This window comes from Cellulomonas marina (assembly GCF_900111925.1).
GTDB lineage: Bacteria > Actinomycetota > Actinomycetes > Actinomycetales > Cellulomonadaceae > Cellulomonas > Cellulomonas marina.
Map to the genome: position 1 here is coordinate 231,860 of NZ_FOKA01000003.1, position 16,350 is coordinate 248,209.

Here is a 16,350-nt window from a genome sequence, read left to right on the forward strand (position 1 = left end):
GTGGGGTGGGGCGCGCCGGGGCGGAAGGGCTCAGCCCTTGAGGCCCTGGGTGGCGACGCCCTCGACGAGGTAGCGCTGGAAGACGAGGAAGAACAGGAGCACCGGCACCAGCGCGAGCACCGCCATGGCCATCTGGGCGCCGTAGTCCGACGTGGTGGTCTGGTCCACGAACAGCCGCAGCGCGATCGGCATGGAGTACAGGTCCGGGTTCTTCAGGTACAACAACGGCCCGAAGAAGTCGTTCCAGGACCAGATGAACGCGAAGATCGAGCTCGTCACGAGCGCGGGCTTCATGAGCGGCAGCATGATCGCGGTGAAGATCCGCACGTGCCCGGCCCCGTCGATGCGCGCGGCCTCGTCCAGCTCCCGCGGCAGGTTGCGCATGAACTGCACCATGAGGAACACGAAGAACGCCTCGGCGGCCAGGAACTTGCCGATGAGCAGCGGGATGAAGGTGTTCACCAGGCCGAGGTTGTTGAACACGATGTACTGCGGGATGATCACGACGTGGAACGGCAGGAGCAGCGTTCCGATCATCAACGAGAAGAAGATCTTCCGCCCCGGGAACTCGATCCGCGCGAACGCGTAGGCGGACACCGAGCAGGAGATCACGATCCCGACCACCGACAGCACGGCCAGGATCAGGGAGTTCTTGAAGAACGTCCAGAACGAGACCCCGCCGATGCCCTGCAGTGCCTTGGTGAAGTTGTCGAACGAGGCGTCGGTGGGGATGATCCCCACGTTCCCGACGATCTGGTTGGACGGCTTGAACGCCGAGACGACCATCCACACCGCGGGGTAGAGGATGACGGCCACGATCAGCAGCGTCACGACGTGGAAGACGATCTCCCGGGCGCCGCGCCGGTTGCGCGCGGTGCGTCGCAGCCGTGCGGAGTGCTCGTCGCTGACGGTCGAACGCGCCGTCGCGACCGGACCGGCCGGCTGGGTCGAGGTGCTGGTGCTCACTTGGACTCCCCCGAGTAGTGCACCCAGCGGTTCTGGGTCTGGAACAGGACCAGGCTGATGGCGCCGACCACCAGGACCAGCACCCAGGCCATCGCCGAGGCGTAGCCCATCTGGAAGTCCTGGAAACCGCGGATGTACAAGTAGAACGTGTAGAACAACGTCGAGCGCGCCGGGCCGCCAGTGCCGTTGGAGATGATGAACGCGCTGTTGAAGATCTGGAACGCGTGGATCGTCTCCAGCAGCAAATTGAAGAACAGCACGGGCGAGAGCATCGGCAGCGTGATGCGGAAGAACTTGCGCACCGGACCGGCGCCGTCGACCGCGGCGGCCTCGTACAGCTCGGTGGGCACCTGCTTCAGGCCCGCCAGGAAGATGACCATCGGGGCACCGAACTGCCACACCGTCAGCAGGATGAGCATCGGCACCGTGCGGTTGGGGTCGCCGACCCACCCACCGGCGGAGAACCCCAGCAGCTGCTGGCCCCGGTCGACCACGCCGCCGTCGATGAACATCGCCTTCCACACGATGGCGATCGACACCGACGCACCCACCAGCGAGGGCAGGTAGAACGCCGAGCGGTAGAACCCCTTGCCGCGGAACGCGTTGTTCAGCAGCATCGCCACCAGCAACGACGCCAGCAGCTTCACCGGCGTGCCCACGACCACGTACAGCGCCGTGACCTTCCACGCCTGCGTGTAGTTGGGGTCGGAGAACAACCGCGTGAAGTTCTCCAGCCCCACCCACTGCGGCGGCGCGAACAGGTTGTAGTCGGTGAACGCCAGGTACAGCGACGCGGCCATCGGCCCGGCCGTCAGCAGCAGGAAGCCCAGCAGCCACGGCGTCAGGAACGCGTACCCCGCGCCGGCCTCGCGCAGGGATCGTCGACGGCTGGAGGGCCGTCGGGCAGGACGTGCCGCCCGCGTGGGGGGCGCCTCGGCGGTGAGGGTCACGGTGGGGTTCCGATCGTCGCAGGATCGAGGGTCGTGGGGCGGGCCGGGGTCACCGGCCCGCCCGGTCGGCCTCAGGTCAGCTGATGGCCATCTCGGCCTCGGCGAACCACTCGGTCGCGAAGCCCTCGGGGTCAAGGTTGCCGTACGCGAGCTCCTCCGCGAGCGTGCGCCACTTCGCCTCGATGGTGCCGAAGCCCTTGACGGGGATGGGGGTGGCCTCCGTGACCTGCTCCGCGACCTCCTCCTCGTACGCGATCACCTTCGCGTCGACGCTGCCCTCGGTGACGTCGACCGCCGCGCGCTGCTCCTCGTCGGCGGGGACGCCCTTCGAGGTGCCGAAGATCGTCCCGACCTCGGGGTCGGTCAGCAGGAAGTTGATGAACAGCGCGGCCTCGACCGGGTGCTCGGTGTTCGCGCCGGCCGACAGCAGCATCGACGGCTTGTAGAACAGCGCCTTCTCGCCCGGCTCGATCGACGGGAGCTGGTGCATCTCGAGGTTGTCGGTGCCCGAGTCGGTCGTGTACTGGGTCAGGAAGTTGTCCCAGCTCATCTCCGAGGCGACCTCGTTGACGGTGAAGCCGCCCTTGGGCAGCAGCGACGTCGCGCGCTCGACGGGGTAGAGCTGGTCGGCCTCGCGCAGGTCCGCGGTCAGGCCGAGGAACTCGACGACGTCGGCCTCGTCGAACCCGAGCGTCCCGTCCTCGTTGAACGGCGTCACGCCGTTCTGCAGCAGCCACTGGATGAAGAACCAGAAGGTGCCGGTGTAGTCGCCGGACCCGTAGAGCTGGTACCCGTCGGCCGTGCTCGTCCCGGAGGCGGACACGTCCTCGATGAAGCCGTTGAGGTCCTCCCAGCTGTAGTCCGCGTCGTCGGGGAACGTGGCCCCGGCGGCCTGGGTGACGTTCGGGTTCTCGAACATGGCCAGGGTGTTCGTCGAGGTGGGGATGCCGATCGTCTTGCCGTCGAGCACACCCGCCTCGAGCAGCGTCTCGTCGTAGCCGGACAGGTCGATCGTCTCGTTCTCGACGTAGGGCGCGAGGTCGAGGAGCTGGCCGTTCTCGCTGAACTCCCGCAGGTAGGACAGGTCGAACTGCATGACGTCCGGCAGCGCACGCCCGGCGGCCTCCGTGGTCCGGGCGGGCCAGTAGTCCGCGAAAGCGGCGAAGCTGCTGGTGATCGAGATGTCCGTGTACTCCTCGTTGAACAGGTCGATCGCCTGCTGGTACCGGGACGCGCGGTCGTCGTTGCCCCAGAACGTGAAGTTGAGCGTCACGGGGCCGGACGCGGTGGTCTGGGCGGCCGAGGGTGCGGCCGCCTCGTTCCCGCCGCTGCCGCAGGCCGACAGGGCCAGCGCGACGCCGGCCGTCAGTGCGGCTGTGCGGACGATTTATCGCTTCATCGCGATGAGCCTCCTCGCTCGGATGTATGCCTGAAAGCGCATTCCGCACGCTAGGTGGCGGCCGGTTCCTCTGTCAACGGAGGCGACTGAATCGTTGCAAACGGGATCCGGGAGCGGGGCTGGGGACGGCTCAGGACAACCCGGCCAGCCCCTCGAGCAGCCCGAGCGTGCGGTCCCACGCGGCGGTGCGGGGGTCGACGAGGTCCATGTGCCCCCCGGGGACGGCGACGAGCGCCGCGTCGCCGCCGAGCCTCCCGGCGCGGGCGACGTACGCCTCGGACTGCGCCGGAGGCACGACGTCGTCGGCGACCCCGTGCACGCACCGCACCGGGACGGCGAGCGGCGCCTCCGCCATCGGGTCGACGGGCTCGTCGTCCCGTCGCGGCGGCCGCCCCAGGAAGTCGGCCACCGCCCCGCCCCCCAGGCCCTGCACGTGCGCGGTCGCCAGGTCGAGCACGCCCGCCTGGCTGACGACCCCGGTCACGGCCACCCGTGCGGTGCCGGTCGTCCCGCCGTCCGGCAGCCGCCGGGCGCCCGCCACCCACGCGGCCAGGTGCCCGCCCGCGGAGTGCCCGAGCACGACGACGGGCCGACCCTCCGCGTGCAGCGCCGCCAGGCCGGGCACGTCCGCGAGCGCGTCGACCCCGGCTGCCACGTCGGCCAGCGTGGCGGCCGCACCCCGCTCCCGCCGGTACTCCAGGTTCCAGGCCGCCCACCCGTGCGCGACGAGGGAGGCCGCCGGCGGCCGGCCGAGCGAGAGGTCGTACCGCGCCCGCCAGAAGCCGCCGTGCACCACCACGACGACCCCGCGCGGCGTCCCGCCGTCCGCGGGCAGCCACAGCTCGGCGTGCTGGTCGGGGTCGGGGCCGTACCGGTGGACGGCGGGGCCCGTCACAGGGCGTCGTACTCCGTCACCAGCGTGCGCCAGTACTCGGCCCCGTCGCGCGTCCGGCGGAGGAGACCCGCGTCGACCAGCTCGCGGCGGATCCCGACCGGGTCGCGCACGAGCCCGGCGAGCCGGTCGGTGAGGGTCCGCTCGTCGACGGGGTCGTGCACGGGCACGAGCTGCGCGACGACCCAGCTCAGCACCTGGTCCTTGTCCGCCCGCCGCCGCGGCAGGGCCTCGACCCGGCCCTTGACGAGGAAGCGCACCGGCGGCCGCGCCGGGGCGAGGGGGTCGGCGATGATCTCGTCGCGGTCCCGGGGCACCCGACGAGCGTACGTCGACCGGCACGCCGCGGGCCCGGGCACCACCGCCGCAGCGGCAGCACCCGGGCCCGGGCCGGCGTCACCCCGTCGGGGTGACCGGTCGGGTCACCTCTTGACCTTGACCGTCACCGCCTTGCTCGTCGTCGACCCGTGCCGGTTGCTCAGCACCGCGGTGTAGACGTGGTCACCCTTCGACCGGCCCGTGAGCGCGAAGCGCACCACCTGTGCCGCCGGCGTCGCATCCACGACGTCCCGCCGCGCGACCTCGCGGCCGTCCTCGAGGAGGACGACGGTCTGGGCGTTCTGCCCGCCGCGGCCCACGTCCACCGTGACGGTGTAGCTGCCGTCCTGGTCCGCCGCGTTGTCGTGGGACAGCTTGGCCACGGCGGGCGCACGTGTCGCCGGACCGGGCACCCGCTCGGCCGCCGGGGCGTCAGCCGTGAAGGCCAGCCGCGGCGGCGCAGGCGTCTCCATGCCCTCGCCCAGGAAGTAGGACGTGTGCGGGGGCTGGTTGTAGCCCGTGTTCTGCCAGGCGACGCCGAGCCGGTAGACCGGGTCGGACACGAGCGTCCGCAGCCGGTGCTCCGTCACGTCCACCGTGGTGGCGATGCGCAGCGCGGTCGAGTCGTCCGTGCGCGTCACGAGCTCCTCGCGCCAGTCGCCGAGCAGGTCCGCCTGCAGTGCGGGCGTGCCCTTCGTGCCGTTGGCGGACAGGGTCCCGGTGGCGCGGTAGACCTCGTCGGTCGCACCGGCCCCCGTGTCCCACTTGCCGATGGTCGGCACACCGGCGCCGAGGGCGTCGCTGTAGTCGTGGTCGCCGATCTCCCGCAGGAGGTCGCCGTCCCACCAGGTGAGGAAGTTCGCGGCCGGGATGCTCGTCGAGAGCACGGTCCCGTCCGCCGCCCGCAGCTCCCCGACGCGCGAGTTCCACGCCGCGTCGCCTCCGATCGCCCAGCCCTCGGCGCCGGGGTGGGCGCCGTCGACGTCCGCCATCGCGGCGCGCCCGGTGTCGCGGGTGGCCGGGATGCTCCACAGCACCTCGCCCGTGGCGGCGTCGCGGTAGGTGGCCCCGCGGTTGCCCGACGATCCCATGTCCTCGTGCGCGGCGAACACCTCGAGGCCCGGGCGCGCCGGGTCGAAGTCGGACACGTGCAGCGCGTCGCCGTGGCCGAGCCCGGTGCTGTACCGGACCTCGCCGTCGTCGTCGATCGTGAGCGAGCCGTAGACGACCTCGTCCTTCTGGTCGCCGTCCACGTCCGCCACGGACAGGTTGTGGTTGCCCTGGTGCTCGTACTCCTCGCCCGCCTCGTCGGTGTCGAACACCCACCGGCGCGTCAGCTCCCTCCCGTCCCAGTCGTAGGCCGCCACGACCATCCGGGTGTAGTACCCGCGGGCCGCCAGGACGCTGGGGTGCTCCCCGTCGAGGTATGCGGTGCCGGCCAGGAAGCGGTCGACGCGGTTGCCGTACGTGTCGCCCCAGGCGCCCACGTCACCGCGGGCCGGGGTGTAGTCGACCGTGTCGAGCGCGGCGCCCGTCGCACCGTCGAAGACCGTGAGGAACTCCGGCCCGGTGAGGACGTAGCCCGAGGAGTTGCGGTGGTCGGCGCGCGGGTCGCCGATCACCGTGCCGGTGCCGTCCACCGTGCCGTCGGCGGTCTTCATGACCACCTCCGCCCGGCCGTCGCCGTCGTAGTCGAAGACCTGCACCTGCGTGTAGTGCGCGCCGGCGCGGATGTTGTCCCCGAGGTCGATCCGCCACAGGCGCGTCCCGTCCAGCCGGTAGGCGTCGACGTAGACCGTGCCGGTGTACCCCGCCTGGGAGTTGTCCCTGCTGTTCGTCGGGTCCCACTTCAGGACGAGCTCGTACTGCCCGTCACCGTCCAGGTCCCCGACGCTCGCGTCGTTGGCCCGGTAGGAGTAGGGCTGGCCGTCCTTCGTGACGGCGTCGGCAGGCTTGTCGAGCGGCACGTCGAGCGTCTGCGCGTCCTGCACGACGAACGGCGCGGTCGCCCACCGCTCGATCCCGTCCACGACGGTCGCGACGCGGTAGGTCGACGCCGCGGTGCCGTCGGCGTCCAGCAGGTTCGTCGACGCGGTCACGGGTGCCGCCGTGATGCGGCGGCCGTCCCGGTAGACGTGGAACCCGAGGGCCTGCGGGTCGTCGCCCAGCAGGCGCCAGCCCACGTAGACCCCGTCCGCCGTGTCGACGGCCACGGGCGCGCGGTCCAGCCGCTCCGCCTGCCGGGACAGCCGCGTCGGCGCGTCGGACGTCACGGACACCGAGCGCGCGGAGGCGCCGCCGGCGTTGACCGCCGTCACCGCATAGGTGAAACCGACGGTGGTGAGCACCCCGGTGTCGGTCCAGCGGGCCTCGGTGGCGCGGCCGACCTGCTCCCACACGTCGTCCTCACCCACCCGCTCGTCGAGCCTGTGGACGAGGTAGAAGAGCGCGTCCTCGACCGGGTCCCACGTCAGCGGGACCTCGTTCTTGCCCACGGCGCCGACCGCGAGCCCCTGGGGGACCGCGGGCACGGCGACGTCGGGGTCGACGGTGACGACCTCGAGCGCCGCGGACGGGACCGACTGCGTCCCGACGGGGTCGAGCGCGACGACGGTGTAGGTGTACGTCTGGCCGACGTCGGCGGTCGTGTCGACGAACGTCGTCCCGGCCACCTCCCCGACGGCCTGGGCGGCCCCGCCGGCGGCGGTCCGCAGCACGCGGTAGCCCTGCGCGTCCGGGCTGCCGGTCCAGGACAGGCCCACGGACACCGCGGTGCCGTCGATGGTCAGGTCCGACAGCGTGAGCGCACCCGGCGCCAGCAGCAGGGGCGTCACCTCCACGCCGTTGAGGCGGGACGACGAGCCCGTCATCACGAGGTTGATCTGCCCGTCGGTGACCATCACCGGCTGGCTCGTCTTCTGCGCCACCGACGCGCGGCCCGCGTTGGCGGCGCCGAAGTCGCGCCCCTCGATCTGCACGTTGGACCGGCTGGTGCCGATCCAGTCGCCGTTCCAGGTCTTCACGGCGTACGTGCCGTTGGGCACGTCGACGAGCAGCTCGTGACCCGGCCCCGGCAGGAGGAAGTCGCGCTCGAGGGCGGTGGGCGGCGGGGTGAAGCCGATCCCGCGGTCGCGGCCGCCGAGACCCGTGACGTCCTTCCAGCCCCAGCCGCGCTCCTCCGTGTAGACGGTCCTCTCGCTCAGCTCGGCGTAGCCGGGCATGAGCACGTTGCCGGCCAGCTGCACGTCGAGCCGCAGCACCGGCGCCTTCGTCGTGATCCGCACGGCCGCCGACGGGGCCGACGGCCCGCGCCCGTTGACCGCGACGACGCGCAGGTCGTAGGTGCCGCCCTCGGTCAGCCCCGTGACGGCGGCCTGGGGCAGCGTCGACGTGGTGACCAGGGCCCAGGCCTCGTCGCCGGCCGCGGCCGGCTTGCTGAACACCTTGTAGATGTCCGCGCCCTCCACCGCCGGCCAGGTGAGGCTCGCGCCGGAGCTCGAGACGGCCCCGGCCACGACGCCCGTCGGCGTGGCCGGCACCTCGTCGGGCAGCTGCGCGCCTGCGACGTGCGCCGCCAGCGGGTCGTCGAGCGCCTGCACGCCACCGGCGACGAGACGCGCCATCTGGATGGCGCCGTACTCCTGGAAGTGCGTGTCGTCCTGCGTCCCCGTCGGGCGGTTCGAGTAGACGCCCGCCGGCACCCAGAGGAAGACCGACTTCGCCTCCTCCGGCCCGATCTGCGTGAGGTACTCGCGGCTGGAGGCCGACAGGTCCACCAGCGGGGTGCCGGTCTCCGCCGCCAGTGCCTTCGCGGCGTCGACGTACGCGGGGAACGAGACGTTCGCCGTCCCGTCGGCCGCGAAGCTCCGGCGGGAGACGGGCGTGACGAGCACCGGGGTCGCGCCGCGCTGGCGTGCGCCCTCGACGAAGGTCCGCAGGTAGTTCGCGTAGTCGGCGGGCGCGGCGAAGCGGTCGTCGACGCCGTAGCTGTTGTCGTTGTGGCCGAACTGGGCGAACAGGTAGTCGCCGGGCCGCACCTGCCGCAGCACCTCGTCCAGGCGGCCCTGGGAGATGAAGTTCTTCGACGAGCGGCCGCCGATCGCGCGGTTCTCGACGCCCACGCCGTCGTCGAGGAAGCGGCTGATCATCTGGCCCCAGCCCGCCTGCGGGACGTAGTCGGCGGTGTACGTCTGGACCGTGGAGTCGCCCGTGATCCACAGGGTCGGCTCCTGGCCTGCCGTGCGGGGGGTCGTCGGGGTGATCGACAGCGCGGCGAGCCGGGGCGCCGTCCCGCCGAGGTCGAGGTTGAGCTGCCCGTCGACGAGCGCGATGTCGAAGGACATCTCCAGGTACTGGCCCGCCGGTCTCGCCGTGGGCTGGACCTTGACGACCTGCTCGGCCGTGAGCGAGACGTCCGTCGCGGCCTGCGGGTCCCCGGCGACGAGGTCGACGCGGTAGTCCCCGGGCGGCAGGTCGACGACGAGCTCGGTGTCGCCGACGAGGACGTGGTCACCGCGCAGCTGGTCCGCGCCCCCGCGGTCCACGTCGGTGACGGCCGCGGTGTCGACGAACCCGTAGCGGCGCTCCGCGGTCCAGACCGTGCGGGCGCCGAGGCCGACGAACCCCGGTGCAGCGGGACCGGGGCCGAGGTCGAAGCGCAGACCTTCCGCCGGCACCGGGGGCGCCGGCACGGACAGGCTGCTCACCGCGATGGCGGACGATGCGCCGGCACCCGCGGCGTCCCGCGCCTGCACGCGGTACCAGTGCGGGACCGCCGTGCTGACGACGTCGGTGACGAACACGTCGCCGGAGGTCGTGGCGACGTCCACGAAGGGCCCCTCGGGGCTCTCCGCCCGGCTCAGCACGTAGCCCGTGGCGCCGGGTACCTCGTCCCAGCGCAGGTGGACCGCGTCGGCTGTCACGTGCGCCATGCGCAGGGCTGTCGGCGCGACGAGGGTGGACGTGGTCGTGGCGGCGGCCACCGGCGCCGCCCGCAGCGCCGGTGCCGCCATCGCGGGCGTGCAGGTCGTCGCCACCAGCGCTGCCGCCAGCGCCGCCGTCCAGCGCGATCGGCGACGCCGCACGTCCGGCGGGGTCGGGTGGGGGTGGGTCATGGTCACCTTCGTCTCGTCGTCGAGGGGTCCCGACGGGCGCTCGGCGCTGGACGTACCCCGTGCGGCGATGCGCGGGTTGCAACGTTTCAGACGTCCGGGCGACCGCCTCGTCGGGATCGGGGACGTCTCTTCCTAGGCGTCGGCTGTGCCGCACGTCAACACCCGTGCCGCATGGTGGAAAGCGCTCGCCCGCCCGTTGGAGGAGATCCGTCACCACCGCGTGCCGCACCCCAGGTCCCGAAGGGTGAGACACGAGCCGCACCGCTCACGCGGGGCGGTCGACCTGCCGACGACCAGGACGTGACCGGTACCCCTGCGCGCCCGCGGCCCGTGGCGGTACCGCCACGCCTGCCGTCGCGTGGCGTGTCGCTGGTGCTGCTCACCCTGCTCGTGCTCGTCGCGATGTCCGCCGTGCCGGACCCCGCCGGGGACCTCGCCTCGACGCTGTACCTGCTGCCGGTGGTCGGCGCCACGGCGCTCCTCGCCGCCGGCGTCCGGCGCGTCCCGCCCGCCCGCCGGGGGCCGTGGCGGGCGATCCTCGTCGCCCAGGTCATGCTGCTGGCCGGCGAGCTGCTGCAGTGGGGTCTCGGCCTGGCCGGGTCCGTCGCGTGGCCGACGCCGGCCGACGTCCTCTACCTGCTCGCCTTCCTGCCCCTGGCCGCCGGGTACGTCGGCTTCTCGCGGCCGCGCGGGGCCGGCCACCGCTCGGGGCTGCTCGACGCCACGATCGTGACCGTCAGCGCGGCGACCGTGTGGGGCGTGGTGCTCATCGTGCCGCTCGCCTCCGACGGCACGGCCGTCCTCCGGGACCGGGTGCTCGCGTGCGCGTACCCGACCATCGACATCCTGCTCGTGCACCTGCTGGCCCGGATGCTCACGGGTCCGGCCAAGCGGACCGCGGCGTTCTGGCTGCTCGTCGCCGCGACGGCCGCCGAGCTGGGCGCCGACGTCGTCATGAACGTGGTGCAGCTGACCACGGGCGACGACGCCTCGCCGCGCGGCGCCAACGTCCTGTGGCAGCTCTTCTACGTCCTGCTCGCGGCGGCGGCCTGGAGTGCCTCGGCGCCGTCCCTGGCCGAGAAGAAGCCGCGCAGCACGCTCGGCCTGACCGTCCCGCGCCTGGCCACGCTGGCGCTGGCGGCGATGCTGCCGTCCGTGCTCCTCCTGGTGGAGGCGGCGCGGTCGGAGATGTCGACGGTCGCGCTCCTGGCCGCGGGCTCGCTCGTCCTGGTCGCCCTCGTCGTCGCCCGGATCTGGACGCTCCTGCAGCAGAACCGGTCGCAGGCCGTGCAGCTCGCGGCGCTGGCCCGGACCGACCCGCTCACCGGGATCGCGAACCGTCGCACGTGGGACCACGAGCTGTCGCGCGCGTGCGCTACCGCCCTGCGGGACGGCACCTCGCTCGTCGTCGGGCTGCTCGACCTCGACCACTTCAAGGCCTACAACGACTCCCGCGGCCACCAGGCCGGCGACGCCCTGCTCAAGGCGGTCACGGCCGCGTGGGGCGACGCCCTCGGGAACCGCGGCGTGCTCGCGCGGTGGGGTGGCGAGGAGTTCGCCGTCCTCCTGCCGGGCCCGTGCGCGGAGGAGGCCGTCGCCGTCCTCGACGGCCTCCGGACGCTCGTCCCCGACGACCAGACGTGCTCGGTGGGCGTGGCCCGCTGGGACGGGACCGAGGACCCCTCCACCCTGCTGCGCCGCGCCGACGAGGCGCTCTACGCCGCCAAGACCGGCGGCCGCAACCGGCTGGTCGTGGCCGTCCAGCCGGCCGGGCGGGCGCCGGGCACCGCAGTCAGCGGCGCCCGCCCGGCGGCCGGTCCCGCGTCCGCCGACGCCGACGGACCAGGAGCGTTGCCCCGACCCCGGCCAGCGCGAGCACCGTCACCGTCCAGTTGAGCCCGGTGCCCTCACCCTTGAGGGCGTCCAGGCCCGGCCCGCCCGGCGGGGCGTTGACGACGTGCACCCCCGGCAGCCCTCCACCGAACGCCAGCAGGACGGCCGCGGGCAGCGCGAGCAGGACCAGGCCCCAGCGGGACCCGTGCAGCAGCGCGAGGACGGCCATGGCGGCCAGCGCCAACAGGCCCGTCAGGCACGTCGCGCTCGCCCGCAGCGCGTCCTGCGGTGTGGGCGTCGAGCCCAGGAACGAGGCCGTGCCGATGAAGGCGGCGTAGCCGTCGACGAGCGCGAGCAGGCCACCGAGCACGAGCACCGCGAACGTGACCGGCCACGCCCGCGCCGGGGCGGCCAGGTCCCGCTGCCGCCCGCGCGTCCAGCCGTCACCAGGTCGCGGAGCCGCCGCCCGCGACGCAGCCTCCGCACGCTCCACGGCGTCAGCATGCCCGACCCCACCTCTCGCGGCAGCGACCCACCGCACGGTGGGTGCCCGCCGGACGACGGACGCCCCGCCCTCCGTGAGGAGGACGGGGCGTCCGTCGTGCCGCGAGGGCCTCAGCCGAGCTGCGGGAGCGTGCCCGTGCCGCCGTCGCCGGCCTGCGAGATCGGCGGGGCCGCCGGCAGGTCGGTGCCGGAGCCCGGCGTGCCGATGCTCGCGCCGACGCCGACCGGCTCCTTCACGAGCGAGCCGCGGGGCTCGGACCGGAAGATGAACTCCCCGAGGAGGCCCTCCCCCTGCGCGTCCACGACGACCATCTCGCCGGCCTTGATCTCGCCGAACAGGATCTTCTCGGACAGGACGTCCTCGATCTCCCGCTGGATCGCGCGGCGCAGCGGCCGGGCGCCGAGGACCGGGTCGTAGCCCTTCTCCGACAGCAGGCGCTTGGCCTCGTCGGTGAGCGTGATGCCCATGTCCTTGTCGCGCAGGCGCTTGTCGAGCTTGGCGATCATGAGGTCGACGATCTGGAAGATCTCCGGCTGCGAGAGCTGCGGGAAGACCACCACGTCGTCGACGCGGTTGAGGAACTCGGGGCGGAAGTGCTGCTTGAGCTCCTCGTTGACCTTGACCTTCATCCGGTCGTAGGACGTCGACAGGTCGCCGCCGGCCTGGAAGCCGGTCATGACGCCCTTGGCGATGTCCCGCGTGCCGAGGTTCGTGGTCATGATGATGACGGTGTTCTTGAAGTCGACCACCCGGCCCTGCGAGTCGGTCAGGCGACCGTCCTCGAGGATCTGCAGCAGCGAGTTGAAGATGTCCGCGTGCGCCTTCTCGACCTCGTCGAACAGGACGACGGAGAACGGCCGGCGGCGCACCTTCTCGGTGAGCTGGCCACCCTCGTCGTACCCGACGTAGCCGGGGGGCGAGCCGAAGAGCCGCGAGACGGTGTGCTTCTCGCTGAACTCCGACATGTCGAGCTGGATGAGGGCGTCCTCGTCGCCGAACAGGAACTCCGCGAGAGCCTTGGCCAGCTCGGTCTTCCCGACACCGGTGGGGCCGGCGAAGATGAACGAGCCGCCGGGGCGCTTGGGGTCCTTGAGGCCGGCACGCGTGCGGCGGATGGCCTGCGAGAGCGACTTGATGGCCGCGTCCTGGCCCACCACGCGCTTGTGCAGGTTGTCCTCCATGTGGAGCAGCCGGCTGGACTCCTCCTCGGTGAGCTTGAAGACCGGGATGCCCGTGGCGTTGGCCAGCACCTCGGCGATGAGCTCCTCGTCGACCTCGGCGACGGCGTCCAGGTCGCCGTTCTTCCAGGCCTTCTCCTTCTCGGCGCGCTTGAGGCCGAGCTGCTTCTCCTGGTCGCGCAGGCGCGCGGCCTTCTCGAAGTCCTGCTCGTCGATCGCCGACTCCTTGTCGCGGCGCGTCTCGGCGATCTGCTCGTCGAGCTCGCGCAGCTCCGGCGGGGCCGTCATGCGACGGATGCGCAGGCGCGCGCCCGCCTCGTCGACGAGGTCGATCGCCTTGTCCGGCAGGTACCGGTCGTTGACGTACCGGTCGGCCAGCGTGGCGGCGGCGACGAGCGCGGCGTCGGTGATGGAGACGCGGTGGTGCGCCTCGTACCGGTCGCGCAGGCCCTTGAGGATCTCGATGGCGTGCGTTAGCGACGGCTCCGAGACCTGGATCGGCTGGAAGCGCCGCTCGAGGGCCGGGTCCTTCTCGACGTACTTGCGGTACTCGTCGAGCGTCGTGGCGCCGACCGTCTGCAGCTCGCCGCGGGCCAGCATCGGCTTGAGGATGCTGGCGGCGTCGATCGCGCCCTCGGCGGCACCCGCCCCGACGAGCGTGTGGATCTCGTCGATGAACAGGATGATGTCGCCGCGGGTGCGGATCTCCTTGAGCACCTTCTTCAGGCGCTCCTCGAAGTCGCCGCGGTAGCGGGAGCCGGCGACGAGCGCGCCGAGGTCCAGCGTGTAGAGCTGCTTGTCCTTCAGCGTCTCCGGCACGTCGCCGCGGACGATGTCCTGCGCCAGGCCCTCGACGACGGCGGTCTTGCCGACGCCGGGCTCGCCGATGAGGACGGGGTTGTTCTTCGTCCGGCGCGACAGGACCTGCATGACGCGCTCGATCTCCTTGGCGCGCCCGATGACCGGGTCGAGCTTGCCGTCGCGCGCGGCCTGCGTGAGGTTGCGCCCGAACTGGTCGAGCACGGCCGAGCCCGAGGGCTGGCCCTCCGCGGGGCCGCCGGCCGCCACGGGCTCCTTGCCCTGGTAGCCCGACAGCAGCTGGATGACGGTCTGGCGCACGCGGTTGAGGTCGGCGCCGAGCTTGTTGAGGACCTGGGCGGCGACGCCCTCACCCTCGCGGATGAGGCCGAGCAGGATGTGCTCGGTCCCGATGTAGTTGTGGCCGAGCTGCAGCGCCTCGCGCAGGGACAGCTCGAGGACCTTCTTCGCGCGCGGCGTGAAGGGGATGTGCCCCGACGGCGCCTGCGTGCCCTCACCGATGATCTCCTGGACCTGGGCGCGGACCGCGTCGAGCGAGATGCCGAGCGACTCCAGGGCCTTGGCCGCGACACCCTCGCCCTCGTGGATCAGGCCCAGGAGGATGTGCTCGGTCCCGATGTAGTTGTGGTTGAGCATCCGCGCCTCTTCCTGGGCGAGGACGACCACGCGGCGGGCTCGGTCCGTGAATCTCTCGAACATGCAGCACTCCTCACGAGCGACGGCGTGCCCCGTGGCGGATCCCCCGACGAGAGCCCGGCAGGGCCCGGTCCGCGAGGTACGAGGCGGCGTTGTTCGAGACTAACGGCGGGACCCCCACCCCCATGCCGTTGTTCGCCGCAGGCGGATCGGCCCCTTCTGGCGTCGTCGACGTCGTCAGCGGGCCGGCGCACGCTCCGCACGTCCCCGCGGCGTCCGCGCGGGGGCCGGTCCCGACGGCCGCAGCGGCGGCAGGAGCGTGAGGGGGCCGCGGGCGGCCTCGTCGCCCAGCTGCACGGGCGCGACGAGCCCCGCGTCCCGCAGCCCGCGCAGCGCCCCGACGACGCGCTCGCGCACCGTCCAGGGGTCGACCGTGCTCACGTGGATGCCGGTCCCGCCCTCGAACCCGGCGGGGGTCGACACCCGCCACGCGAGGACGACGCGCCAGCGGAGGGGCGCGTCGACGCCCGGGGGCCGGTGGTGCCACTCCTCGTTCGTCGGCACGGTCGGGCCCGTGGCGGCGTGCAGCGCGTGCAGCAGGTCGGAGACGCCGCGCAGCTCGTCGGCGGAGTGCTCCCACGGCTGCCGCGGGCGGCCCACGGGGTACACCTCGAGCGACGGGAAGGGGTGCCCGACGCCCGCCACCGCGACGGCGTGCAGGTTGCGGGCGACGACGAGCCCCTCGGCGCGCGCGTGGTGGACGAGGCGCTGGTAGACGTCCGGGTCGCGGCGTACGAGGCGCGTCTCGTGGGCCACCTGCGGACCGGGCTCGTCGACGGCGACGAGCTGCTTGTGCAGGTGGTCGAAGGAGGCCCCCGCAGGGCGCAGCCAGTTCTGGAAGGCGACGACGTAGCGGGCGTGCGGCTGCCGCTCGTAGACGTCGCGCAGCCCCTCGACCGTCATCGCCACGTAGGCGTGGTGCTCGTCGGGCGTGAGGGTGCCCGCGCCCGCGAGCTCGTCCTCGAACCGGGCGCCGTCGACGACGTGCCGCCGGGCGACGACGAGGTCGTGCGCCCCCGCGAACAGCTCGAGCGCCGCCGCCCGGCGCTGGTCCGCCGGCGAGCGCAGCCAGGAGTCCTGCCGTCCCGCCGACGCCTCGCGCCGGGCCAGCACCGCCATCACGTGCATCCGGCCCTCGGGCTCGGCCAGGTAGGCGTCCACCCGCTCGAGGACCTCGGGACCCGGCACGTAGCCGTGGTTGGTGCGCCAGTAGTCCGTGGGCAGCACCGCGTACAGGTTGGGGATGCGGCGCACCTCGGCCACCGTGGCGGTCAGGCGCGACGCCGGCAGGCCCGTGAGGACCCGCGGCCCCTCCGGCCCGGCGACGAGGCGCGCGCGCTCCGGCGGCGTCTCGGCGTAGCGGCCGGCGCAGAAGGCGCACAGCCGGTCCCGCCGCGCCGGGTCGAGATGGCGCCGCTCGACGGGGGCGGTCGGCACCGGACGCTCCGCGCGCCCCGGCACCGTCCACACCACCGTCCCGGTCAGCGGGGACACCTGCTTCACCGTGCCGTCCGGCAGCCGGACGAGCGGGGCGGGCGCCGCGGCGCGGGCGTCGGGCACGCCCCGGGGCCCGGGCACCGGCGCGGGGGCCGGGTCCACGGGCGGCTCGGGGGCGGGCACGGCCACGCGGCCATGCTAGGTGAGCAGGCGTCCCGAGGACGGGAGGGCCCACCGGGCGAC

11 protein-coding genes are annotated in these 16,350 nt (G+C 73.0%); 2 read left to right on the forward strand and 9 right to left on the reverse strand.

Annotated features, from left to right (window positions below; translation table 11 throughout):
- Positions 1–30: 30 nt before the first annotated feature.
- The 3 genes from BM048_RS05050 to BM048_RS05060 all read right to left on the reverse strand — a co-directional run bounded on the left by BM048_RS05050 (position 31) and on the right by BM048_RS05060 (position 3,189).
- Positions 31–966: a carbohydrate ABC transporter permease gene (locus BM048_RS05050; protein ID WP_090031182.1), complete on the reverse strand. Its 936-nt coding sequence runs from the start codon at positions 964–966 to the stop codon at positions 31–33.
- A complete protein-coding gene (locus tag BM048_RS05055) occupies positions 963–1,916 on the reverse strand; it encodes a carbohydrate ABC transporter permease (RefSeq protein ID WP_090031184.1) in 954 nt (317 codons plus the stop codon). Before BM048_RS05055 ends, BM048_RS05050 begins: the two co-directional genes overlap by 4 nt.
- 76 nt (positions 1,917–1,992) lie before the next feature.
- Positions 1,993–3,189, reverse strand: coding sequence for an ABC transporter substrate-binding protein (locus tag BM048_RS05060; protein WP_239078615.1), 1,197 nt, complete (start codon positions 3,187–3,189; stop codon positions 1,993–1,995).
- Between BM048_RS05060 and BM048_RS18600 the strand changes: the two genes are divergently transcribed.
- On the forward strand, positions 3,173–3,349 hold the full coding sequence (locus BM048_RS18600) for a hypothetical protein (RefSeq protein ID WP_239078616.1): 177 nt from the start codon (positions 3,173–3,175) through the stop codon (positions 3,347–3,349). The two genes, BM048_RS05060 and BM048_RS18600, sit on opposite strands and share 17 nt — an antisense overlap.
- Before the next feature lie 96 nt (positions 3,350–3,445).
- On the opposite strand, the gene BM048_RS05065 is transcribed toward BM048_RS18600, so the two are convergent.
- The 3 genes from BM048_RS05065 to BM048_RS19020 form a co-directional block, all read right to left on the reverse strand.
- Complete coding sequence (locus BM048_RS05065; RefSeq protein ID WP_203708689.1) at positions 3,446–4,210, reverse strand: alpha/beta hydrolase family protein; 765 nt, start codon at positions 4,208–4,210, stop codon at positions 3,446–3,448.
- Positions 4,207–4,524, reverse strand: coding sequence for a DUF2087 domain-containing protein (locus BM048_RS05070; RefSeq protein ID WP_090031186.1), 318 nt, complete (start codon positions 4,522–4,524; stop codon positions 4,207–4,209). Before BM048_RS05070 ends, BM048_RS05065 begins: the two co-directional genes overlap by 4 nt.
- Positions 4,525–4,629: 105 nt before the next feature.
- Positions 4,630–9,639 carry a rhamnogalacturonan lyase family protein gene (locus tag BM048_RS19020; protein ID WP_139224301.1) on the reverse strand — a complete coding sequence of 1,670 codons (5,010 nt, stop codon included), beginning with the start codon at positions 9,637–9,639 and terminating at the stop codon, positions 4,630–4,632.
- Positions 9,640–10,011: 372 nt separating this feature from the next.
- Here BM048_RS19020 and BM048_RS05085 point away from each other — a divergent pair, with 372 nt between their 5' ends.
- Positions 10,012–11,535, forward strand: coding sequence for a GGDEF domain-containing protein (locus BM048_RS05085; protein ID WP_175499283.1), 1,524 nt, complete (start codon positions 10,012–10,014; stop codon positions 11,533–11,535).
- Here BM048_RS05085 and BM048_RS17695 read toward each other — a convergent pair.
- The 3 genes from BM048_RS17695 to BM048_RS05095 form a co-directional block, all read right to left on the reverse strand.
- Positions 11,432–11,965 carry a hypothetical protein gene (locus tag BM048_RS17695; RefSeq protein WP_139224302.1) on the reverse strand — a complete coding sequence of 178 codons (534 nt, stop codon included), beginning with the start codon at positions 11,963–11,965 and terminating at the stop codon, positions 11,432–11,434. The two genes, BM048_RS05085 and BM048_RS17695, sit on opposite strands and share 104 nt — an antisense overlap.
- Positions 11,966–12,087: 122 nt before the next feature.
- Complete coding sequence (locus BM048_RS05090) at positions 12,088–14,673, reverse strand: ATP-dependent Clp protease ATP-binding subunit (protein WP_090031193.1); 2,586 nt, start codon at positions 14,671–14,673, stop codon at positions 12,088–12,090.
- A 174-nt stretch (positions 14,674–14,847) separates the two neighbouring features.
- The gene (locus BM048_RS05095) at positions 14,848–16,296 is read right to left on the reverse strand and encodes a DUF4921 family protein (RefSeq protein WP_239078617.1); all 1,449 of its coding nucleotides are present in this window, start codon (positions 16,294–16,296) and stop codon (positions 14,848–14,850) included.
- Positions 16,297–16,350 lie beyond the last annotated feature (54 nt).

Excerpts from the sequence above, each read along its gene's own strand:
- BM048_RS19020 (WP_139224301.1), bottom strand. The coding sequence starts at position 9,639 with ATGACCCACCCCCACCCGACCCCGCCGGACGTGCGGCGTCGCCGATCG.
- BM048_RS05090 (WP_090031193.1), bottom strand. The coding sequence starts at position 14,673 with ATGTTCGAGAGATTCACGGACCGAGCCCGCCGCGTGGTCGTCCTCGCC.